Origin of the sequence: Pseudomonas sp. GD04015 (genome assembly GCF_029837675.1) — a bacterium.
Taxonomy (GTDB): Bacteria; Pseudomonadota; Gammaproteobacteria; order Pseudomonadales; family Pseudomonadaceae; genus Aquipseudomonas; species Aquipseudomonas paralcaligenes.
The window spans coordinates 224,985-247,942 of sequence record NZ_JAOEEE010000001.1; the positions used below are offsets into that span (position 1 = coordinate 224,985).

Below are 22,958 nucleotides of genomic sequence, written 5' to 3' on the forward strand. Positions count from 1 at the left end.
CGTTGCTGGCTCCCCGTCAGCCGGATTGGGTTGCATCGCAGGGGTGTCGAAAGAGTCAACTGCGGTCCAAAGCTGTTGGACTTGGGTGAAAAGGGCGTTTATTCTTCCTATACGTTGTCGGCAGCGGGCCAAAAAGGAATACGTCCATGCCCATCGAGGTGAAACCGGCTGTGAGCGCGGGTTCAAGCATATAGCCCGACAGGCGCGTATCCTTGCCGATCACGACACGATGGCGGTGGTCACCGCGACGAAAGACACGGCCAGCCGCCATGCCGACGCGCAAGGCGGTTTCCGCCGTCATCGCGCCTTCGTTGGCTTTGCCACGAATACCGTCTGTGCCGAAATATTTGCGCACCATAAGGTCGATTATCCTGTCGTCGGGTCGCCCTCAAAGGGGACATGCCTGCTGAACCGCGAATATAGAGAAATATCCCGAATGTGCAGTTAACGAATTCTTGCGGTTTCTTTCAGCGCCGCCAATACCGCCAGCCCGTCGCGCAAGGGGCGCGGCTCGTGTGTGCGGATGAAGTCAGCTCCACCTGCGGCGGCGGCAAGCTCTGCAGCGAGTGTCGCGGCCCCGACATCCCCCGGACCACGGCCTGTGAGCGCGCGCAGAAAGGATTTGCGCGAAACAGACAGAAGCACCGGCAAATCGAAGCGCAGCCGCAATTCATCGAACCGCGCCAGCACCGAGAGCGAGGTTTCGGGAGCAGCCCCCAGAAAAAACCCCATGCCGGGATCAAGGACAAGGCGGTTGCGTTTGATACCGGCACCCGTCAGCGCCGCGATGCGCGCGTCAAAGAACGCCGCAATGTGATCCATGATGTCGCCAGCGGGTGCCTCGCGCCGATCTGCCTGCCCGTCTTGCACCGAATGCATAACGACGAGTTTGGCAGATGATTTCGCCAATTGCGGATAGAACGCAGCGTCTGGAAAACCGCGAATATCATTGAGATAGGCCACACCACGCGACAAGGCATAGGCTTGCGTCGCGGGTTGATAACTGTCGAGCGAGACGGGAATGCCATCTGCCTTGAGCGCGTCCAGCACCGGCGCGATACGCGCGATTTCTGTGTCGGACGAAACAGGCGCGGCGTCGGGATTGCTGGATGCCGGACCGAGGTCGATCACATCTGCCCCCTCGGCCATCAGCTTACGCGCCTGCGCAATGGCTGCGTCTGGCGCCAGATACCGGCCTCCATCGGAGAAACTGTCCGAGGTTATGTTGACGATGCCGAAAATGATGAGCGATTTATTCATGGGGGCTTCTATAATAATAATAATCGAGCATGAGTCTCATACGGATGCTCGGGTCGAAAGGGAATCCCCAGGCGAGTAACCTGTTTGCGGTGATCCATTAGCTGCAGGAGCAGAAGAGCATACATCTGGAAGCAAAGCCAGGAAAGCGGCCTATGGAGCTGTGCGGCAGCGCTCAGTAGGCAATTTTTCAAAATATTGTTAAGCCTTTTCTGAGCATGGTATTTTTCATGGTATTACCAATTAGCAGGAAAATAAGCCATTGAATATAAAAGATAAAAATGTCTTGTTTACAATAGAGTGGGAGTGAAACCGGGTCCTTCGGGGACTATCGGTGCCTGAACAGACGTCGCAGTGTGATGATGCTCGGTGGTGGAGTGTCTTGGAATTGGGTGGCCGCGGAGCGTTGGGATCCAACGGTCACGATCCGATACTGCGTGTGCCAGGTGACACTCTCGAACGGATGAGCTGAAAGATAAGCAGGCGGTCGGATCGGCCGCCCGTTATCGGGCCAATGAAGTGATGTGAATCTGGACTCGATGGAGGGAGGTTCACCGGTCAAGCCGTGTGCGGGTCATTGCCGACCAGGCAGCGTGGCTTGGAGGATCAGCAGTTTCAGGTTCCTGTGAAAGGAATTTTTCCTCGGAAGTTCTTCGCTCCGAGCGTTACCACTCCATCGACCCCTGCTCTGAAGTCTTTTGAGTCAAAGAGTGGCGTGCCCACATCCAGCAGCAGTCGATCAGCAGCGCGAGTGCCGTGGTCGATGTATTCGCGGACCAATCTCTTGCTTGCTGCGTGCGCCAGTGTTGGTCCATGGGCGAGTGTCTTGGCAAATTCAAAGGCTTTGCTCTGCAGTTCGCCGTCTTCGACGACATAGTTGACGATGTTCCAGCGCTCGAACGATTCGGCGGAGTAGGTCGCGCCGGTGAAGCAGATTTCCCTTGCGCGAGCAGGCCCGCAGCGTTCTGCGAGAAGGTGCCCGCCGCCCAGGTAGGTGGTTGCGCCGATATGCTGTTCAACCTGGGCGAATTTCGCCGAGCGGGCGGCGAAAATGATGTCGCAGCGCAAAGCCAGTTCAAGCCCCGCAGCAAAGCAGAGGCCCTGAACGGCACAAATGATTGGTGCGGGATAATCCTCAAGGCGCATCACATCGAACAGCCCCTTCTGAATGAAGGCGCGAGCCTGTACTGCGTCGACGCCGACGAACGTAGCGCCAATGTTGACCCCTGCGCCGAAGTGGTCCCCGACGGAGCGCACCAGAACCGCTCGTGGCCGGGCCTGTTCCAGCGCGTCAATGGCCAGGGACAACTGATGCATGACCTCCCTGTCCATCAGGTTGATTGGAGGATTGTCGACGGTGATCGTGCCAACCCCTTCGATCATCTCGAAAGTTACAAGCGACATTGTTGCTTCTCCTCTCCTGGCTCCGCGATGACGCGTGAGCGCATGGCATTGCTGATTTGCGAATCGTCGGCTCATCGGTGGATGCGATGCGATTGGCCATGGCCCCCTCAGCGGGTGGTGGAGTAGCCGCCATCCAGCGGGATGATGGCGCCTGTGATGTAGGCCGAAGCTGCCGATGACAGGAAGATGGTCGTGCCAGCCACGTCGGAGGCCAGGCCGATACGGCGACGCGGGATGACCTTGGTGATCTGGTCGGCGTGATCTTTCAGCATGAATTCGGTCATCTTGGTCTCGAACGGACCGGGTGCGATGGCGTTCACGTTGATGTTCGCGCGAGCCAGATGAGCCGCCAGATGGCGGGTCAGGTGATGCACGGCCGCTTTGCTGGCGGAATACGAGTAGTTGCCGTAGTCAGGGCTGGTCAGGCCATCGATTGAGCCGATGTTGATCACGCGCGCTGGATCTTCAGCATTGCCGGCAGCCTGGAGTGCCGCGCCGAGTTTCTGAGTCAGGAAGAAAACGGACTTCAGGTTGATGTCCATGACCTTGTTCCAGCCGTTCTCCGGGAATTCGCCGAACTTGGCGCCCCAGGTGGCGCCAGCATTGTTCACCAGGATGTGGAGCTTGGGCTCGCGACGCAGAAACGCTTCGGCGAAGGCGTTCACCTGCTCGGAAGAGGACAGGTCGGCCGCGATACCCACGGCCTCGCCGTACTGCTTCAGCTCGGCCTCTGCCTCGGCACATGCCTCTGCCTTGCGGGACACGACGTAGGTTTTCACACCCGCCTGCACGAGACCTTTTGCGATCATCAGGCCGATACCGCGAGTGCCTCCCGTAACCAGGGCAACTTTGCTGCTCACATCAAAGAGATCATTTTTCGTAGTCATGACGATTCCAGTCAGAAGTTGAGGTTTACGGGGTAGGCCTTCAGGGCCTGCTCGATGTCGCTCGCCGCCTCAAGGCGGCTAATGCGCAGCTCGGCATCCGGAAGCAGGTAGGCGAAATAGAACTGGCCCTGCGCACGCTTCGCGACGTGATCGATGGGTAGGTCGGTGGCGTCCAGGGTGGAGAGAGCCCGCAGCCACAGGGTGGCCATGACGCCATGACCCACGAGCCCCAGGAATTCACGCGCACACTGCAACGCGGCGAACGGTGAGCGTTGAAGATCGGCCTTCAGGGCTGTCACCACATCCTCGATGCGGCTAAGCAACTTGAGGGTGCGTTTCACGTACTCGGTGTGCTGGCCATCCTCCGGCAACTCAGCGACCTGCTCGCGCAGCCATGCGAGGGTTGCATCGATGGCTTGATGGCGGCCGTCGTCCAACCGGCGCAGCACCAGGTCGAGGGCCTGCACGTCGTTGGTGCCTTCGTAGATGGGCAGAATCTGCACATCCCGCAGCAAGACCTCGATGCCCGTGTCCTTGATGTAGCCGTGCCCGCCGTGGGTTTGCATGGCGGCCGTAGCAACCTCCACTCCCATCTCACTGCTGATGGCCTTCGAGCAGGACATGAGCACTGGCAGAATCACTTGGGCACTCTTCCGAACGGCCGGATTGGCCTGGTCGAGAGACTGCTCGTTGACCAGGGAGGTCATGAAGGCCAGCATGCGCGCCGATGAAGTCAGCGTACGCATACGCACGATCTCGCGGCGGATGTTCGGGTGCTCGGCGATGGGAAGCGGTTCTTTGCTGCCACCCACCAGATCGCGGCCCTGGATGCGCTCCAGCGCGTAGGCAATGGCGTTTTGACTGGCTATTTCCGCCACGCCAATCGCTTGGAAGGAAGTACCGATCCGGGCCAGCTTCATCATGTTGAACATGCCCGGCAGGCCGGCGCCTGGAGCACCGACGATCCAGCCCTGGGCATTCTCGAACAACAGCTCGGCCGTGGCAGAGCCATGGATGCCCATCTTCTCTTCTACCCGCGGGCAGGTAACGCCATTTCGCGCCCCCAGACTGCCATCTGCGTTGACGTGGACCTTGGGCACGATGAACAAGCCAAGGCCAGCCAGGCCGGCAGGCGCGCCTTGGATGCGAGCCAGCACCAGGTGAACGATATTGGGCGTCAGATCATGATCGCCGCCGGTGATGAAAATCTTGGTGCCGGAGAGGCGATAAGTCCCATCATCGCTCTGAACCGCTGTGGTCCGAAGCAGCGACAGGTCTGTCCCGCAATGCGGCTCGGTCAGGCACATGGTGCCGTTCCATGCACCGCTGCCAACCTGCCGGAGATAGGTCTCCTTGAGATAGTCCGAGCCGATGCTCTTCAGCACCGAGTACACGCCGAGGCGAAGCGAGGTGTACAGCGCGAAGGACATCGAGCCGGAACTCAACACTTCATCGCATGCGAAGCCGAAAGGAAGCGGCAGACCCTGGCCGCCGTCCTCGATGGCTGTGTGCAGAGCCCCCCAGCCATCCGCTACGAAGTCGTTATAGACGCTGTGGTAACCGGTAGGCGCCTTCACTCCATCGGCGGTGACCGTACAGCCTGCACGGTCTGCCGACTCGATCAGAGGCGCTAGGCGGTCCGAAGCGAACTGGCCCAGCGTCTGCAGCACGGTTCCCATCGTTTCCACCGAAGCCTCTTCGCCGGCGACAGAAGCGTACTCTCTGGCAAGCACATGACCCGCCAGGAACTGGTATTCACCTACGGGAGCGCGATAAGTCGTCATGGAGTCGCCTCACTCGCCCTTGAAGGTCAGGCCCTTGTTGAGCACCTGGGCACCTTCTTTGGAGAAACGCTCCACGGCATCCATCATGTCGCGGGAGGCGTATACCGCGGGGGCCGAGTCCAGCAGGCGCTGGTCGGCGGCGGCCTGCCCGTGGGCCACGGCGGTATTGATCAGATGCTTGGAGGCGGCATAGGCAACGGTCGGGCCGTTCGCGAGTTTGCTGGCGTAGGCGCGAGCCTTCAGTTCCACTTCCGCGTCCGGCATGACGCGGTTGATCAGGCCCCACTCGAGCATGGTCTTGGCGTCGTAGATGCCGGCGGAGAAGACCATTTCCTTGGCACGAGCCAGGCCGACACGGGCGATCAGGCGCTGAGCGCCGCCCAGCAGGGTGGTGGTGCCGATGCGGGCCTCGACCTGGCCGAAATTGGCCGACTCGCCTGCGAAGATGATGTCGTGGACCTGGGCCATCTCACAGCCGCCGCCCAGGCACATGCCGCGGATGGCGACGACAGTGGGGAAGGGCAGGTTTTCAAAACGCTGCAGCTCAGGGATGGAACGGCCGAGCACGCGGCGGGCGGTGTTGGCGTCACTGCCAGCGAAGTTGTCGATCACGTCGGCACCGGCACAGAAGTGGTCCCCTTCGGCGATGGTCAGGAAGGCGCGGGCCTTGGCCTCGACGGCCTGATCGACGGTCTCCATCAGGCCCCGGAAGGATTTGCTGGTCAGCAGGTTCATCGGGCCGTCGCAGAAAGTGGCGATCGCCAGGGCACCATCCATCTCGAATTTAACGGTCATGGGAAATTCCTCGTTGGCAGGTTTCATCGGGCAAGCCGATGGCGTCCCGCTGCATGGCAGCGGGTGGTTGAAGGATGAAAATCAGCGGCCCTTGAAGACGGCCGGGCGGCGCTCGGCGAAGGAACGCAAGCCTTCCATGAAGTCTTCCGAGGCGAAGCAGGTCTTCTGGATCTGCGGGATGCAGTCGATGGCTGCCTGCTCGCCTTCCTGGAGGTATTTGAGGGCGGCTGCCTTTGCCGCGCGCAGGCCGATCGGAGCGTTCTTGCAGATCAGCCGGGCGATCTCCATGGCCCGCTCCTTGTGCTTGCCGAAGGGGTGCACTTCCTGCACGAAGCCGATTTCCAGGGCGCGCCGGGCATCGAACTCGTCGCAGAGGAACAGGTGGTACATCGCATTGCCCCAGCCCGTGCGGGTCAGGTAGCGGAAGTGTGCGCCGCCGAGCGGGGCGATGCCGCGCTTGGACTCCATCTGGCAGAAGGTGGCCGTATCGGCGGCGATGACGATGTCGCCTGCGAGCATCATTTCGATGCCGACCGTGTAGGTCTTGCCATGGACGACGGAAATCACCGGCTTGGTGCAGCGGTGATGGAGGCCGAACGGATCGACCCAGCCCTCGGGCAGCGGCTTGGCTGTGGCTGTCGGACCGAAGAATTTCGGCATGTCCAGGCCGGCGGTGGTGTGTTCGCCTTCCGGGCACAGTACGGCGACCCAGATATCGTCGTCGTTGTTGACGGTGGTGAGATGCCCGGCCAGTTGCTCGATCATCTCCGGGGAGAAGGCGTTGAGCTTGGCTGCGTTGTCGACCGAGATGACGGCGATATGGTCTGCGACCACCATGCGCACTTCGCCAACTTTTTTCTCTTCACTCATGTTCTTGATCCTCACTCTGGGGCTGCGTAAAAAACATTTGGGTGCCTAAGCAGGGGCCGCCGATGGAGTCAGGCGACGCCGCGTTCATGGCCATTCCAGTAGGGCGCGCGAATCAGACGCCGCAGCACCTTGCCGGTGGCGTTGCGTGGAAGGTCTTCCACGAAGTCGACGGACTTGGGGATCTTGAAACCGGCGACCTTGCCCCTGGCATGGGCGATGAGGTCCGCGGCCGTCAGCTCTGCCCCGGGCTTGAGTACGGCGACGGCTTTGACGGACTCGCCCCATTGCTCATCGGGAACGCCGATCACGGCGACATCGGCAATGGCGGGGTGGCTGTAGAGGATGTTTTCAACTTCGGCGGGGTACACGTTTTCGCCCCCGGTAATGATCATGTCCCGCTTGCGGTCGTAGATGTACAGGTAGCCCCTCTCATCCACGTAACCCATGTCGCCGGTGTGAAACCAGCCATCCTGAATGGCTGCGCGAGTATCGTCTGGGCGGTTCCAGTAGCCCTTCATCACTTGCACTGTGCGGCAGGTGATTTCACCAATGTCGCCAGCGGGCAGCGGTTGGCCATACACATCGATAATGCGGATCTCGGCTCCCCCGGTGGCCGCTCCGCATGAAAGAGCCAGGTCGTCGTTGCCGGCCGCGATCTGCCGATGGTCATCGATGGTCAGGTAGGTGACCGGCCCCGAGGTTTCGGTGAGGCCGTAGATCTGTCCGAATCCTGTATGGGGCAGAGCCCGCATGGCCTCCAGAAGTAGCGAAGTGGCCATTGGCGCGGCGCCATAGATGATCGTCTTGAGGCTTCCGCAGCTGCGGCCGGTCTGGGCCATGGCGGCAATCAGGCCGCGGATCATCACCGGCACCATGACGGTCATGGTGACCTGTTCGCGCTCGATGATTTCTGCAATCTCGGCAGGGACGAATTCACCCACCGTGACTATTCGCGCCCTCATGGCGAGGCCGAAGATACCGAGGAGAGAGCCGGCAACATGGGCATTCGGGAGGCACAGCAGCACTACGTCATCCGGGCCAATCTGCCCGTAGGGGCTGTTCCCTCCAGTCACGAGCGAGGCGAGCGGTGCCGTGAAAATGTTCTCGCTGGTGAGCCGGACACCCTTCGGCAAACCGGTTGTGCCGCTGGTATAGAGCTGGAAGCAGTCATCCGTCAGTTGCATCGTCGACTTCGCGGGAGCTGCCGACTGCGCAGCGCGCCAGGCCGCGTATTCATCCCCCATGGCGATGAAGTGCTGAACGAAGCCCAGTTGTGGCCTGATCCGCTCGATCAGATCCGTAAAGGCCGGCCCGTAGAAGACCACGCGCGGCAGGCAGTCGGACAGGATCTGGGCGATTTCAGGTGCGGAAAGGCGGATGTTGAGCGGAGCCAGGACCAGGTTGGCGCGTGCCGCGCCCAGCCAGACTTCATAGAACTGGTCGCTGCTTTGATCGAGGATCGCGATGCGCTCCTGATCGGTGGTGCCGAATGCCGACAGGCCGTTGGCAACCTGGTTGGCTCGCGCATCCAGTTCGGCGTAGGTGGTTGACCTGCTGCCAAATACCAGGGACGTGCGATCAGGGTGGAAGGCTTCTGTTGCACGGGCAACGTCAGCCAGAGTCATCTCAGCCATCGACGTATTCTCCTGACAAGCGCCTTGATTGTTCTTGGGTGCGCTTTCAGGGGGCGATCCTAGGGGAAGCCAGGAATCAACAACGTCTGCCAGAAGACACTCTCTGGTTTTTCTGCAGGTTTTTTCGGCGCTACTGGCTGGCGCGGGCCAGTCGCTGATGCTCGCTGATGTAGCGTCTGAGGCCTTCGGGGTCTTTCACCGTGACTTTGCCGTAATCGGTTTCAATCAACTTCAGATGACGTAACTCCGTGACAACCCGGTTCACGCTCTGTCGCGTGGAGCCCACCATGAGCGCGATGTCGGCCTGGGACAGGGCGAGGTCGGATTCATGGCTGCCGCCGCGCGCGTCGCAGAGCCAGAGGAAGCGGGAGGCGACCCTGGCCGGGACCGGCTGTGTCAGATTTTCCTCGAGAAGCCTCAGTGCGCCCCGGAGCCGCCGGCTCAGCTGCGCGCTGACCGCCGATGCCGCTTCCGGATGAGCGGCAAGGATCTCGGAGAAGTCCTTCGCCGACCAGGCGCGCAACTCCACCGGGCCACGGCTGATGACGGTGACGGGCGAGGGATCGCCGTCCGAGACGGAGCTGTCCCCCACCAGGTCGCCGGGCTGGTAGATGTAGATCAGCACTTCCTGGCCGTCCTCGGTCAGGATGCAGTGGCGGATTTCCCCGGAAACGATCTGGAAGACGTCGATGACGGGATCGCCCTGCCGGTAGATCGTGGTGCCGTCGGCGAAGGCCCTGGTCCTCGCCTTCGCCAGCAGGGCGTGTCGGGTCTCGGGGCTGAGGTCTGCGATCCAGTTGAAGCCGCTCATGGTCGTCATGGCTCCTCGATGGGGCTGGTCCGGTACCTCCGCCCCTTGACGCCTGGAAGGCAGCGCCAGCCCGGCATGGGTGAACAAGGCAAACCGAACGTTTGGTTTGGATCATCTAAGCAAAGGCCCCATGGGCGGTCAATCCGCCACCCATCACCTTCGGGCATACTGGGCGCCTTGCCGGCAGAGGAGACGCAGCATGGAACGGTTCACCGGTGGTTGCCTGTGCGGCGACGTCCGCCTCGTGGCGTCGGGTCGCCCCTACCGGGTCGGCCTCTGCCACTGCCTCGACTGCCGCAAGCACCACGGCGCCCTGTTCCACGCCTCGGCGATCTTTCCCCGGGAGGCGGTGGTGATCGAGGGCGAGACGCGCGACTATGCCGGGCGGTGCTTCTGCCCGCGCTGTGGTTCGTCGGTCTTCTCGCGCAGCGGGGACGAGGTCGAGGTGCATCTGGGCACCCTGGACGAACCCGACCGGTTCGTGCCGACCTACGAGAGCTGGACCGTCCGCCGCGAGTCCTGGCTGCCGCCATTTCAGCTGGCGAGACGCTACGAGCACGACCGCGACGACACGAGCCGCTTCGAGGAATAGCCCGCCTTTCGCCATCCGCTACGCAACAGGAGACATGCAATGTTCGGGATCACCGATTACGGCGCTTTCGTCATCGCCTTCGTGGTGCTGCTGATGATTCCGGGGCCGGGCAACCTGGCGCTGATCACCTCCACCGGCAAGGGTGGCGTGCGCGGTGGGCTGGCCTCGACCCTCGGCATCATCCTCGGCGACCAGGTGCTGATGTGGTTGGCGGTGGCCGGCGTCGCCGCGCTGCTGGCGGCCTATCCGACCGCCTTCCATGCCGTGCAGTGGCTGGGCGCGGCCTACCTGGTGTGGCTCGGCGCGCGCATGCTGCTGGCCAGGCCGGGCAGCGCGCCGACGGTGAGCATCAGCGCCGGCCATTACCTGCGCCAGACCGCGGTGATCACCCTGTTCAACCCCAAAGCCATCGTCTTCTACATGGCCTTCTTCCCGCTGTTCATCGACCCGGCGCGGCACCAGGGCCTGCTGACCTTCGCCGTGATGGCGCTGACCGTGGCGGCGCTGACCTTCCTCTACGGGCTGGCGATGACCCTGCTGACCCATCACCTGGTCGAGCGCATGCGCGCCCGGCCGCAGCTGGGCAAGGCGCTGGAGCGCCTGGCCGGCCTGTGCCTGGTCGGTTTCGGCCTCAAGCTCGCGCTCAGCCGCTGAGCGGGGCTGCGCGATCTGTCGCAGCCATTTCTTGAGAATCAGATGCAGTTGGCCCGTATAATCCCGCTGGTAACTTTTTGTTTCAGAGGGAAGTGGCTTATGTCGGCACATCGAGTAACCGGGCTGGCGCGTGTGATCGGCGCCGGTGTCCTGTCCTGCGGCCTGCTGCTCGCCAGTGGCGCGCGCGCCGACGATCCGGTGACCCTGACGCTCTACAACGGCCAGCACGAGGCCACCGGCAAGGCGGTGGCGGCGGCCTTTGAAAAGAAGACCGGCATCAAGGTGCTGATCCGCAAGGGCGGCGGCGGCCAGCTGGCCAACCAGATCGCAGAGGAGGGCGAACGCTCGCCGGCCGACATCATCTACACCGAGGAGGCGCCGCCGCTGGTCAAGCTGGCGAGCCAGGGCCTGCTGGCCCAGGTCGACCCGGCGACCCTCGCGCAGATCGACCCCAAGCTGTCGGATGACCAGGGCCGCTGGCTGGGCATCACCACCCGCGTGCGGGTGTTGGCCTACAACCCCGAGCTGGTCAGCGAGGCCGAGCTGCCGAAGAGCGTGCTGGAAGTGGCCGAGCCCGAGTGGGACGGCAAGATCGCCTTCGTGCCCAGCAGCGGCGAGTTCGTCGGCCAGACCGCCGCGGTGATCCGCCTCAACGGCCGCGAGGCCGCCGAGGAGTGGCTGGTCGGGCTCAAGGCGTTCGGCTCCACCTACACCAACAACGTCATCGCCATGAAGGCGGTGGAGAACGGCGAGGTCGGCGCGGCGCTGATCAACAGCTACTACTGGATGGCGCTCAAGCGCGAGAAGGGCGAGCTGAAGTCCAAGCTGCACTACTTCGCCGACGGCGACGCCGGCGGCCTGGCCAGCGTCTCCGGCGCGGCGGTGGTGAAATCCACCAAGCACCCGAAGGAGGCCCAGCAGTTCCTCGCCTTCATGATCAGTGAGGAAGGCCAGAAGGTGGTGCTGAGCAAGTCGCCGGAATACCCGGTGAACAAGGCCGTGGCCGCCGACCCGCTGCTCAGGCCGTTCGACCAGCTCAAGCCGCCGGCCATCACCGCCGCCGAGATCGGCCTGGCCGAGGATGCCCTGGACCTGCAGCGCGAAGCCGGGATGAACTGACATGCAGGTGGATGTGCTCGAGCAGGAGCTGCCGGCCCCGGCTCACATCGGCGGCCGGCGTCGCAAGGCGCCGCCGTTGTGGTTGCAGTTGCCGGTATTGGCGCTGCTGCTGGTGGCCGCGCTGCCACTGTTCTACGTGGTGACGCGCACCGTCCAGGCCGGCTGGCACGAGGCCTGGCACCTGCTCTGGCGGCCCTTCGTGTTCGGCCTGCTGGCCAACACCCTGAAACTGATGGTGCTGGTCACCGTGGGCTGCGCGGTGATCGGCATGGCACTGGCCTGGCTGGTCGAGCGCAGCGACCTGCGCTGGCGCCGGCAGTGGAACGTGCTGCTGTGCCTGCCGTTCGCCATCCCGTCCTTCGTCGCCGGCTTCACCTGGATTTCCATCGGCCCGATGTTCGAGGGCCTGGGCGGCACGGTGCTGGTGATGGTGCTGTCGAAATATCCGCTGGTGTACCTGCCGGTGGCCGCCACCCTGCGCAGCCTGGACCCGGCGCTTGAGGAGTCGGCGCGCATGCTCGGCTATAACCGCCGGCAGATCTTCTGGCGCGTGACCCTGCCGCTGGTGCGCCCGGTGCTGATGGCCACCAGCCTGCTGGTGGCGGTACACATGCTGGTGGAGTTCGGCGCGCCGTCGATCATGCGCTACCAGACCTTCACCACGGCGATCTACCAGCAGTTCGAACTGGAGTTCTCCAACACCAACGCGGCCATGCTCTCGGCGCTGCTGCTGGGCATGTGCCTGATCATGCTGTGGGGCGAGTTCCGCCTGCGTGGGCGCGGCTACGCGCGCACCGGTCAGGGCGTGGCGCGGCAGGCCGCGCGGGTGCGCCTCGGGGCCTGGGGGTGGCCGTTGCAGGCGCTGCTGCTGGCGCTGGTGGCAGTGGGCTGCGGCACGCCACTGACCATGCTCGGCTTCTGGATCGCCGAGGGCAGCTCGGCCAGCTTCCCGGTGGCGGACATCCTCTCCACCCTCTGGTCGTCGCTGTCGCTGTCCTTCGGCGGCGCGCTGCTGAGCTGCCTGCTGGCGCTGCCGGTGTGCCTGGTGGTGGTGCGCTACCACGGGCGCATGGCCTGGCTGGCCGATCGCCTGCCGTACCTGCTGCACGCCCTGCCGGGGCTGGTGATCGCCCTGTCGCTGGTGTTCTTCGCCCTCGGCTACGTGCCGGCGCTGTACCAGACCACCCTGTTGCTGCTGGTGTGCTACGCGCTGCTGTTCATGCCGATGGCCCAGGGCTCTATCCGCGTGGCGCTGGAGAAGGCCTCGCCGCAGCTGGAGGAGGCTTCGCGCACCCTCGGCCAGACGCCGCTGGCGACTTTCCTCAAGGTCACCCTGCCGATCATCTTCCCGGCGATTGGCGCCGGCTTCGTGCTGGTGTTCCTCGACTGCATGAAGGAACTGACCGCCACCCTGATCCTCGGCCCGACCGGCCTGGACACCCTGGCCACCGCCGTGTGGTCGCACACCGGCAACCTGGAGTACGCCGGGGCGGCGCCCTACGCGGCGCTGATCGTGCTGGTGTCCGGGGTGCCGGTGTATCTGCTGACCACCCGCGCCTATGCACGGCGCGGCGCCTGACAAACGGTGCGACGAATTGTCCGCCGCCGCGATCCGCCCGACGCGCTATCGTGCGCGCCGGGGCAGTGCCCGCAGAGGCGCGCCCGACACCTGATTAGCGCCCGTGCCGTTACCGCTTCAGGAGCCTGAATCATGAGCTTCACCCGCAGACAAGTGCTCGCCGGCCTGGCCGGCCTCGGCGTGGTCGGCCTCGGCGCCGGTGGCGTGCGCTACTGGCTGGGCCGCCCGGAGAACGTCGCGACCCATGACTACGAACTGATCGCCGCGCCGCTCGACGTGGAGCTGGTGCCCGGCCACAAGACGCCGGCCTGGGCCTACGGCGGCCAGGCGCCCGGCCTGGAGCTGCGCTGTCGCCAGGGCGAGCGCCTGCGCGTGCGCTTCATCAACCAGCTGGACGTGGACACCACCATCCACTGGCATGGCATCCGTCTGCCGCTGGAGATGGACGGCGTGCCCTATGTGTCGCAATTGCCGGTCAAGCCCGGCGAGTTCTTCGACTACGACTTCCTCTGCCCGGACGCCGGCAGCTACTGGTACCACCCGCACACCGCCAGCACCGAGCAGCTCGGCCGCGGCCTGGTCGGCCCGCTGATCGTCGAGGAGCGCGAGCCGACCGGCTTCCGCCACGAGCGCACCCTGTGCCTGAAGACCTGGCACGTCGACGAGCAGGGCGCCTTCACCGACTTCCTGGTGCCGCGCCTGGCCGCCCGCGAAGGCACCCGCGGGCGCCTGTCGACCATCAACGGCCAGCCACTGCCGACCCTGGAGCTGCCGGCCGGGCAGGTGGTGCGCCTGCGCCTGATCAACGTCGACAACACCATCACCTACCGCCTCAACCTGCCGGGTGGCGAGGCGCGCATCTATGCCCTGGACGGCAATCCGGTCGCGCCGCGCCCGCTGGGCAAGGAGTACTGGCTGGGCCCGGGCATGCGCATCGACCTGGCGCTGAAGGTGCCGCCGGCGGGGCAGGAACTGCCGTTGCGCAACGGTCCGCTGCGCCTGGCGACGATCAAGGGCGTGGCCAGCACCGACGCTGCCGGCGACTGGCCGTCGGCGCTGCCGGCCAACCCGCTGCCGGAGCCCGACCTGGCCCGCGCCGATACCCTGCGCTTCAACTTCGAGTGGGCGGCGGCGCTGTCCGGCGACGTGAGCAAGGGCGGCAGCTACAAGTACTGGCAGATCAACGGCCAGGCCTGGGATATCAACGACAAGACCTGCGCCGACCGGCCCATCGCCAGCCTGAAGAAGGACGGCCACTACATCTTCGTGCTGCGCAACATGGCCCAGTACCAGCACCCGATCCACCTGCACGGCATGGCCTTCAAGGTGCTGGACTCGGACCGCCGCGACATCGTGCCGTACTTCACCGACACCTACCTGCTGGGCAAGAACGAGACGGCGCGCATCGCCTTCGTCGCCGATAATCCGGGGGTGTGGATGTTCCACTGCCATGTGATCGACCACATGGAGACCGGCCTGATGGCCGCCATCGAGGTGGTGTGATGCGCCAGCCGCGAATCATCGACCGCAGCCAGGACGAGCGCTTCATGCGCGAGGCCCTGGAACTGGCCCGCCAGGGCGCCGCGCTCGGCGAGGTGCCGGTGGGCGCGGTGCTGGTGCAGGACGACAAGGTGGTGGGGCGCGGCTACAACTGCCCGATCGGCACCCATGACCCCAGCGCCCACGCCGAGATGGTGGCGATCCGCATGGCCGCCCAGGCCGCGCAGAACTACCGCCTGCCCGGCAGCACCCTGTACGTGACCCTGGAGCCGTGCAGCATGTGCGCCGGGCTGATCGTGCACTCGCGCATCGCCCGAGTGGTCTACGGCACCACCGAGCCCAAGGCCGGGGTGGCGGTGAGCCGCGGGCAGTTCTTCGAGCAGACCTTCCTCAACCACCGGGTGCTGATCGAGGGCGGCGTGTGCTCGGAGGAAAGTAGTGAACTGCTGAGAAGTTTCTTTCGAGCCCGGCGTCAATCTGCCGACTGAGACAAGGTTCCGTCATTGATTGGGGTAAAGCCCTAATTTTGAGTGTGGATGGTCAGATGGCTAGAGTTTATTGGCCACGCAGTATTATTCCGTAGTGCACGCCTCTCTTCGGGGCTGCCCCTTGTTTCGCCTTGGCCTGACGTTGCTATCTAAAAATATATTCTTGAATTTCACGCCGAGGTAGCATGTTGATGTCAGTGATGCCGGTGATTTCTCATGTTTATTTCAAAATGGTTCGTGTGGAGCTATTATGCCCGCGGAGGTTAACTCCGCTCGAGCCACACGCTTGGATGTGCGGTGCTGGCAGGGTATACATATGCTAAGGATGACATATGCAAAAAATGAAACCGTCTTTGAAGAAAAGCCTTCTCCTGCTTGCAGTTGCAAGCTTCGACCTGTCCGCTAAAGATTATTCGAGGGCGGTCATAACAAAGGTCTACTTTCAGCCGCAGCAGATAAGTCAGCAGGAGGTGTCTGGTCGTATACTTGCCTGGGGAAACCCTGCTGACAATAATATTTATCTGGTTGCAAGGAATTTAGGTCCTAGAAGTAAGCCGGCCGATCCTTTCGAGATGCTGCCTGTGAGCGTGGGGTATCAGGTCTCTCGCTATACATCGGTTGATTTGGGAGGGGATGCCGGCACGCCAGCTAACCGGGCCAAATGGCAGCGCGGATATGTGGATGATGACGCCAATGGCAGTACGGCCTTCCAGCTCAAAGGCACGGCAGCTGGTATCATGATCAACTCGCACACATGGAAGCCGAGTCATACGATGAATGACGGAGGCCCAAATGCTCAGTATGGTTTGGCATTCAATCCGATCCGACAGACTTTTGCCAATCAGGCAGACATTCTTACTGTTCAGGCAACGGTAGGCGTGCCATGGGTTAATACGGGTGGCGCTCCCAAGTGCCAGGGTGAAATGACCCCCTCGGGGCAGCTTGGATTTGGTTTCAGATTCAAGGATATCACCACGAATACCTTTATCGACTTTGGTGTGAATCTGTACGAAAGCAGACCTGTTGGGTGCGTGTATGGTGGAGACTATATCGGTAGCGATACGCATCTGTCGTTTGTGTCGGCTCCTTTGAGCGTCAAGTCAAAGTATATAGATGTTTCCCCTTTTGTTGAGCCTGTGTGTAAGGCTCAGAAGAATGTTGTCTACGGTAATAAGTGTTGGGTAAGGATTCATATACCTTATGAGAAATTTGCCTTGGCCCTTCGGGATATAAGAAATCAGCATGGTTCTAGCCTATCCTTGAATCCTGCTGACTATTTCATGACGGCGGCCTGGACTGGGATGGAAATTGCCAACGTTGCAGGAAGTGCAAATAACATGTCCATGGGGGCCTCGATAGAGGAGTTCATGGTATTTAACGTGCATGCTCCGAATTAGTTGGTGCCATTAGCTTTGGTAGTCAGTGGCTGGATGCCACTGACTACCTATGAAACCAGGGGCGGTATGTGCGGGAGCGCTTGGAGTCGACTCGGTTACAGTGCTGTAAATAACCCAGTCTGGATTGACCTGGAACCGCTTTGCAGCGAAGCGGCTCGCTGCTAGGCTGCGCGCACCTCGGACATTTCGGAGATTCGCCTGTGAAACAGGGAGTGTTGTTGTCGCTGATGCTGTTCGGCCTCCAGGCCCAGGCGGCCGAAGAGAAGGTCTATCTCCTGGCCACGGCCGGCCTGAACGACTCCAACCTGGCGCAGAGCATCTTCCTTCACGAAGCGGATATCACCAGCCTCGACGCCTGCCGCGAGGCGCTCCGGCAGGGCCAGCGCGATGGCGACTGGCTGAAATACCACCACATCCTGCGTCGAGACAGGATGCAGGGTTTCAGCGTGCAGATGCAGTACCGCTGCGTGACTGGCACCCAGGACATCCAGCCCTGGTTCGACCGCGCGCGCTATGACCACCCCTACCTGATCCGCGTCGACGAACAGTCGAGCATGACCGTGCGCCGGATGGACACCATGGCGGCCTGCATGGGCGCCTACCGCGCCCTGCCCGCCGCCCGGCAGGCCATCAGTCACTGCGCCAAGAGCAACCAGAAAGTGCTCTAGTCAGAGCGGGTTCTGCTCTTCCTTGGGCTTGGTCTTGTCCACGCCCGGCACGTGCAGGCCGCTCTCAGCGACCCGGGTGCCTTCGAGCTGGGGCTGGGTCACCCAGTTGAGGATGTCGTAGTAACGGCGCACGTTGCGCACGAAGTGCACGGTCTCGCCGCCGCGGGCGTAGCCGTAGCGGGTCTTGCTGTACCAGCGCTTCTGCGACAGGCGCGGCAGCATCTTCTGCACGTCCAGCCATTTGTTCGGGTCCAGGCCCTCGGCCTGGGCCAGCTTGCGGGCGTCCGCCAGGTGGGCGATGCCGATGTTGTAGGCGGCCAGGGCGAACCAGGTGCGGTCCGGCTCGCTCATGTCTTCGGTGAGGCCGCTGTGCACCAGGGTGAAGTACTTGGCGCCGCCGGCGATGCTCTGTCGGGGGTCGAGCCGGTTGACCACGCCCATCGCCTGGGCGGTGCTCTGGGTCAGCATCATCAGCCCGCGCACGCCGGTCTTGGAGGTGGCGTCGGCGGTCCAGAGGGATTCCTGGTAGCCGATGGCGGCCAGCAGGCGCCAGTCCACCTTGTGCTTCTCGGCGGCCTGCTTGAAGTGCTGCTCGTAGCGCGGCAGGCGCTGTTGCAGATGCTTGGCGAAGGTGTAGGCGCCGACGTAGCCGAGCACGTCGACGTGACCGTAGTAGCGCTCCTTGAGGCGCTGCAGGCTGCCGTTCTCCTGGACCAGGGCGAGGAAGTGGTCGACCTCGCGCAGCAGGCTGTCGTCCTCGCCGGCGGCCACCGCCCAGCCCAGGCTGCGCGCCTCGCCCAGGTCGAAGGCGACGCGCACGTTGGGGAAGTAGACCTGATTCATCGCCAGTTCGTTGGAGTCGACCAGGGTCAGGTCCACCTGGCCCTCGTCGACCATGCGCAGCAGGTCCACCACCTCGACGTCGATGGATTCCTCGTACTGCAGCTCCGGCAGGGTCTTCTTCAGTTCGGCCAATTGCTCGGCGTGGCTGCTGCCCTTGAGCACCAGGATGCGCCGGCCGACCAGGTCCTCGGGGCGGGTGGGGCGGCGCTGGCCGTCGCGGTAGACCACCTGCGGGGTGACGTCGAGGTAGGGGCGGGAGAAGTTGGCCTGGGTCCGGCGGCCGCTGCTGGAGACCAGGCCGGCGGCGGCCAGCACCGGGCCGCCCGGCTGGTTGAGGCGGATGAACAGGTCGTCCAGGTTGTCGGCGGTCTCCACCTTCAGCTCGACGCCCAGGCTGTCGGCGAAGCGCTTGGCCAGCTCGTACTCGAAGCCGGTCTCGCCGCTGCGGTCCTGGAAGTAGGTGGTGGGGCTGTTGCGGGTGATCACGCGCAGCACACCCTCCTCCTGCACGCGCTCGAGGGTGCTGGGCTGCTTGGCGACGGAGCCGTCGCAGCCCGCGAGCATCAGAAGGATAACGGTCGCCAACAGGGAGGCGGTCGAGCGAATGCGCAACGCGATGTGGGCAAACATCGGCGCAGTATACGCAAAGCCCGGTGGGCGCCATATCTCGACAGATTTCCGGCGCTTTGCTAGTGCGGCATGGGTGTGCCGTCGCGCGGCGCTTTAGGCTAGAATGCACGGCCTCCAAGCACACCCCTTCCCAGAGGCTGTTCACGATGTTGATCCTGCGCGGCGCGCCCGCTCTCTCCGCCTTCCGCCACGGCAAACTGCTTTCGCAACTGACCGCCAAGGTCCCCGCCGTGACCGGGCTGTACGCCGAGTTCGCGCACTTCGCCGAAGTGACCGGTGTGCTCACCGCCGACGAAGAGCAGGTGCTGGCCCGGCTGCTGAAGTACGGCCCGAGCGTGCCGGTGCAGGAGCCCGCCGGCAGGCTGTTCCTGGTCATTCCGCGCTTCGGCACCATCTCGCCCTGGTCGAGCAAGGCTACGGACATCGCCCGCAACTGCGGCCTGGCCAAGATCGAGCGCCTGGAGCGCGGCATCGCCTACTACGTCGCCGGCGAGCTGAGCGAGGCCGACAGCCAGGCCGTCGCCGCTCTGCTGCACGACCGCATGACCCAGCTGGTGCTGGGCGCGCTGGAACAGGCCGCCGGCCTGTTCAGCCACGCCGAGCCCAAGCCGCTGACCGCCGTAGACGTGCTCGGCGGCGGCCGCGCCGCGCTGGAGCAGGCCAACGTCGCGCTGGGCCTGGCCCTGGCCGAGGACGAGATCGACTACCTGGTGAAGAGCTTCACCGAGCTGGGCCGCAACCCGCACGACGTCGAACTGATGATGTTCGCCCAGGCCAACTCCGAGCACTGCCGCCACAAGATCTTCAACGCCAGCTGGGACATCGACGGCCAGAGCCAGGACAAGTCCCTGTTCGGCATGATCAAGAACACCTACGAGCTGCACCGTGAGGGCGTGCTGTCCGCCTACAAGGACAACGCCTCGGTGATCGTCGGCCACCAGGCCGGACGCTTCTTCCCCAATCCGCAGACCCGCGAATACGGCGCGACTCAGGAGCCGGTTCACATCCTGATGAAGGTGGAGACCCACAACCACCCGACCGCCATCGCCCCGTTCCCCGGTGCCTCCACCGGCTCCGGCGGCGAGATCCGCGACGAGGGCGCGACCGGCCGCGGCGCCAAGCCCAAGGCCGGCCTGACCGGCTTCACCGTGTCCAACCTGAACATCCCCGGTTTCGAGCAGCCCTGGGAGAAACCCTACGGCAAGCCCGAGCGCATCGTCACCGCGCTGGACATCATGATCGAGGGCCCGCTGGGCGGCGCCGCATTCAACAACGAGTTCGGCCGCCCCGCGCTGAACGGCTACTTCCGCACCTTCGAGCAGGCCGTGCAGAGCCCGCGCGGCGAGGAAGTGCGTGGCTACCACAAGCCGATCATGCTGGCCGGCGGCCTCGGCAACATCCGTGAAGACCACGTGCAGAAGGGCGAGATCTCGGTCGGCGCCAAGCTGATCGTGCTCGGCGGCCCGGCCATGCTGATCGGCCTGGGCGGCGGCGCCGCGTCTTCCATGGCCACCGGCGCCAGCTCCGCCGACCTGGACTTCGCCTCGGTGCAGCGCGACAACCCGGAAATGGAGCGTCGCTGCCAGGAAGTGATCGACCGCTGCTGGCAGCTGGGCGCCGACAACCCGATCAAGTTCATCCACGACGTCGGCGCCGGCGGCATCTCCAACGCCCTGCCGGAACTGATCAACGATGGCGGTCGCGGCGGTCGCTTCGAGCTGCGCGCGGTGCCCAACGACGAGCCGGGCATGGCCCCGCTGGAAATCTGGTGCAACGAGTCCCAGGAACGCTACGTGATGTCGGTCGACGCCGCCGACTTCGAGCGCTTCAAGGCCATCTGCGAGCGCGAGCGCTGCCCGTTCGCGGTGGTCGGCGAGGCCATCGCCGAGCCGCACCTGACCGTCTCCGACAGCCACTTCGGCAACAAGCCGGTGGACATGCCCCTGGAAGTGCTGCTCGGCAAGCCGCCGCGCATGCACCGCAGCGTAGCCCGCGAAGCGGAGCAGGGCGACGACTTCAGCGCCGCCGGCGTCGACATCACCGAAGCCGTGAGCCGTGTGCTGCGCCACCCGGCCGTGGCCAGCAAGAGCTTCCTGATCACTATTGGCGACCGCACCATCACCGGCCTGGTCGCCCGCGACCAGATGGTCGGTCCGTGGCAGGTGCCGGTGGCCGACTGCGCCGTGACCGCCACCAGCTTCGACGTCTACACCGGCGAGGCCATGGCCATGGGCGAGCGCACCCCGCTGGCCCTGCTCGACGCGCCGGCCTCCGGCCGCATGGCGGTCGGCGAGACCATCACCAACCTGGCCGCCGCGCGCATCGAGAAACTCTCCGACATCAAGCTGTCCGCCAACTGGATGGCCGCCGCCGGTCACCCGGGCGAGGACGCGCGCCTGTACGATACGGTCAAGGCCGTGGGCATGGAGCTGTGCCCGGCGCTCGGCATCACCATCCCGGTGGGCAAGGACTCCATGTCCATGAAGACTCGCTGGCAGGACGAGGGCGTCGACAAGAGCGTGACCTCGCCGCTGTCGCTGGTGATCTCCGGCTTCGCCCCGGTGCAGGACGTGCGCCAATCGCTGACCCCGCAGCTGCGCCTGGACAAGGGCGAGACCGACCTGATCCTGATCGACCTCGGCCGCGGGCAGAACCGCATGGGCGGCTCGATCCTGGCGCAGACCTACGCCCAGCTCGGCCAGACCGTGCCGGACGTGGACGATGTCGAAGACCTCAAGGCCTTCTTCGCCGTGATCCAGGGCCTCAACGCTGACGGCCACATCCTGGCCTACCACGACCGCTCCGACGGTGGCCTGCTGACCACCGCCCTGGAAATGGCCTTCGCCGGCCACTGCGGCCTCAACCTGTTCCTCGACGGCCTGGCCGACGACGCCTCCGAGCTGGCCGCCGTGCTGTTCAACGAGGAGCTGGGTGCGGTGATCCAGGTGCGCCAGGACGCCACTCCGGAAATCCTCGCCCAGTTCAGCGCCGCCGGCCTGGACGACTGCGTGGCCGTGATCGGCCAGCCGGTCAACGGCGGCGATGTGGCCATCAGCTTCAACGGCGCGCCGGTGTTCGGCGGAGAGCGTCGCCTGCTGCAGCGTCAGTGGGCCGAGACCAGCTACCGCATCCAGCGCCTGCGCGATAACGCCGACGGCGCCGATCAGGAGTTCGACCTGATCCTCGACGAGGACAACCCCGGCCTGTCGACCAAGCTGTCGTTCGACGTCAACCAGGACATCGCTGCGCCCTATATCAAGAAGGGTGCACGGCCGAAGGTGGCGGTCCTGCGCGAGCAGGGCGTCAACGGCCAGGTGGAGATGGCCGCGGCCTTCGACCGCGCCGGCTTCAGCGCGATCGATGTGCACATGAGCGACATCCTCGCCGGCCGCGTCAGCCTGGACGAGTTCAAGGGCCTGGTGGCCTGCGGCGGCTTCTCCTACGGCGACGTGCTCGGCGCCGGCGAGGGCTGGGCCAAGTCGGTGCTGTTCAACAGCCGCGCCCGCGATGGCTTCGCCGCCTTCTTCGCACGCAAGGACAGCTTCGCCCTCGGTGTGTGCAACGGCTGCCAGATGATGAGCAACTTGCACGAGCTGATCCCCGGCACCGAGTTCTGGCCGCACTTCGTGCGCAACCGCTCGGAGCAGTTCGAGGCGCGCGTGGCTATGGTCCAGGTGCAGGAATCGGCGTCGATCTTCCTTCAGGGCATGGCCGGTTCGCGCATGCCGATTGCCATCGCCCACGGCGAGGGCCATGCCGAGTTCGAGAGCGAGGAGGCGCTGCTGGAGGCCGACCTGTCCGGCACGGTCGCGTTGCGCTTCATCGACAACCACGGCAAGGTCACCGAGACCTACCCGGCCAACCCGAACGGCTCGCCGCGCGGCATCACCGGTCTGTGCAGCCGCGACGGCCGCGTGACCATCATGATGCCGCACCCGGAGCGGGTGTTCCGCGCCGTGCAGAACTCCTGGCGCCCGGACGAGTGGCAGGAAGACGGCGGCTGGCTGCGCATGTTCCGCAACGCCCGCGTCTGGGTCGACTGATCG

The 22,958-nt window shown here is 64.1% G+C and carries 19 protein-coding genes; 9 read left to right on the plus strand and 10 right to left on the minus strand.

What is annotated here, in order from left to right; genetic code table 11:
• Positions 1 to 55 precede the first annotated feature (55 nt).
• The 9 genes from N7640_RS01145 to N7640_RS01185 all read right to left on the minus strand — a co-directional run bounded on the left by N7640_RS01145 (position 56) and on the right by N7640_RS01185 (position 9,442).
• Complete coding sequence (locus tag N7640_RS01145; protein WP_000251875.1) at positions 56 to 358, minus strand: phosphoglucosamine mutase; 303 nt, start codon at positions 356 to 358, stop codon at positions 56 to 58.
• Between the two features lie 86 nt (positions 359 to 444).
• Positions 445 to 1,260, minus strand: coding sequence for a sulfonamide-resistant dihydropteroate synthase Sul2 (gene sul2, locus N7640_RS01150; protein ID WP_001043260.1), 816 nt, complete (start codon positions 1,258 to 1,260; stop codon positions 445 to 447).
• Between the two features lie 612 nt (positions 1,261 to 1,872).
• Positions 1,873 to 2,661, minus strand: a complete 789-nt coding sequence (locus tag N7640_RS01155; RefSeq protein WP_279903140.1) for an enoyl-CoA hydratase/isomerase family protein — start codon at positions 2,659 to 2,661, stop codon at positions 1,873 to 1,875.
• A gap of 107 nt (positions 2,662 to 2,768) precedes the next feature.
• Entirely contained in the window at positions 2,769 to 3,548 is a 780-nt protein-coding gene (locus N7640_RS01160) for an SDR family oxidoreductase (RefSeq protein ID WP_279903139.1), read from the minus strand.
• Positions 3,549 to 3,559: 11 nt separating this feature from the next.
• Complete coding sequence (locus N7640_RS01165) at positions 3,560 to 5,332, minus strand: acyl-CoA dehydrogenase family protein (RefSeq protein ID WP_279903137.1); 1,773 nt, start codon at positions 5,330 to 5,332, stop codon at positions 3,560 to 3,562.
• 9 nt (positions 5,333 to 5,341) lie between these two features.
• Complete coding sequence (locus tag N7640_RS01170) at positions 5,342 to 6,127, minus strand: enoyl-CoA hydratase/isomerase family protein (RefSeq protein WP_279903136.1); 786 nt, start codon at positions 6,125 to 6,127, stop codon at positions 5,342 to 5,344.
• A gap of 81 nt (positions 6,128 to 6,208) precedes the next feature.
• A complete protein-coding gene (locus N7640_RS01175; RefSeq protein ID WP_279903135.1) occupies positions 6,209 to 6,997 on the minus strand; it encodes a crotonase/enoyl-CoA hydratase family protein in 789 nt (262 codons plus the stop codon).
• Positions 6,998 to 7,065: 68 nt separating this feature from the next.
• A complete protein-coding gene (locus N7640_RS01180) occupies positions 7,066 to 8,631 on the minus strand; it encodes a long-chain-fatty-acid--CoA ligase (RefSeq protein ID WP_279903134.1) in 1,566 nt (521 codons plus the stop codon).
• A 130-nt stretch (positions 8,632 to 8,761) separates the two neighbouring features.
• Positions 8,762 to 9,442 carry a Crp/Fnr family transcriptional regulator gene (locus N7640_RS01185; protein ID WP_279903133.1) on the minus strand — a complete coding sequence of 227 codons (681 nt, stop codon included), beginning with the start codon at positions 9,440 to 9,442 and terminating at the stop codon, positions 8,762 to 8,764.
• A gap of 199 nt (positions 9,443 to 9,641) precedes the next feature.
• On the opposite strand from N7640_RS01185, the gene N7640_RS01190 reads away from it, so the two are divergent.
• From N7640_RS01190 to N7640_RS01225, 8 genes are all read left to right on the plus strand, one after another.
• Positions 9,642 to 10,034: a GFA family protein gene (locus tag N7640_RS01190; protein WP_279903132.1), complete on the plus strand. Its 393-nt coding sequence runs from the start codon at positions 9,642 to 9,644 to the stop codon at positions 10,032 to 10,034.
• 39 nt (positions 10,035 to 10,073) lie between these two features.
• A complete protein-coding gene (locus N7640_RS01195) occupies positions 10,074 to 10,688 on the plus strand; it encodes a LysE family transporter (protein WP_279903131.1) in 615 nt (204 codons plus the stop codon).
• Between the two features lie 99 nt (positions 10,689 to 10,787).
• Positions 10,788 to 11,807 (plus strand): extracellular solute-binding protein, encoded by a 1,020-nt coding sequence (locus N7640_RS01200; protein ID WP_279903130.1) that lies wholly within the window; start codon positions 10,788 to 10,790, stop codon positions 11,805 to 11,807.
• 1 nt (position 11,808) lies between these two features.
• Complete coding sequence (locus tag N7640_RS01205) at positions 11,809 to 13,386, plus strand: iron ABC transporter permease (RefSeq protein WP_279903129.1); 1,578 nt, start codon at positions 11,809 to 11,811, stop codon at positions 13,384 to 13,386.
• A 132-nt stretch (positions 13,387 to 13,518) separates the two neighbouring features.
• On the plus strand, positions 13,519 to 14,889 hold the full coding sequence (locus N7640_RS01210; protein WP_279903128.1) for a multicopper oxidase family protein: 1,371 nt from the start codon (positions 13,519 to 13,521) through the stop codon (positions 14,887 to 14,889).
• Entirely contained in the window at positions 14,889 to 15,374 is a 486-nt protein-coding gene (gene tadA / locus N7640_RS01215) for a tRNA adenosine(34) deaminase TadA (RefSeq protein ID WP_279903127.1), read from the plus strand. Before N7640_RS01210 ends, tadA begins: the two co-directional genes overlap by 1 nt.
• A 332-nt stretch (positions 15,375 to 15,706) precedes the next feature.
• Complete coding sequence (locus N7640_RS01220) at positions 15,707 to 16,771, plus strand: hypothetical protein (protein ID WP_279903126.1); 1,065 nt, start codon at positions 15,707 to 15,709, stop codon at positions 16,769 to 16,771.
• 227 nt (positions 16,772 to 16,998) lie between these two features.
• A complete protein-coding gene (locus tag N7640_RS01225; RefSeq protein ID WP_347815585.1) occupies positions 16,999 to 17,439 on the plus strand; it encodes a hypothetical protein in 441 nt (146 codons plus the stop codon).
• Here the strand turns inward: N7640_RS01225 and mltF are convergent, their stop codons facing one another.
• A complete protein-coding gene (gene mltF / locus N7640_RS01230) occupies positions 17,440 to 18,912 on the minus strand; it encodes a membrane-bound lytic murein transglycosylase MltF (RefSeq protein ID WP_279903125.1) in 1,473 nt (490 codons plus the stop codon).
• A gap of 146 nt (positions 18,913 to 19,058) precedes the next feature.
• Here mltF and purL point away from each other — a divergent pair, with 146 nt between their 5' ends.
• Entirely contained in the window at positions 19,059 to 22,955 is a 3,897-nt protein-coding gene (gene purL, locus N7640_RS01235; protein ID WP_279903124.1) for a phosphoribosylformylglycinamidine synthase, read from the plus strand.
• Positions 22,956 to 22,958 lie beyond the last annotated feature (3 nt).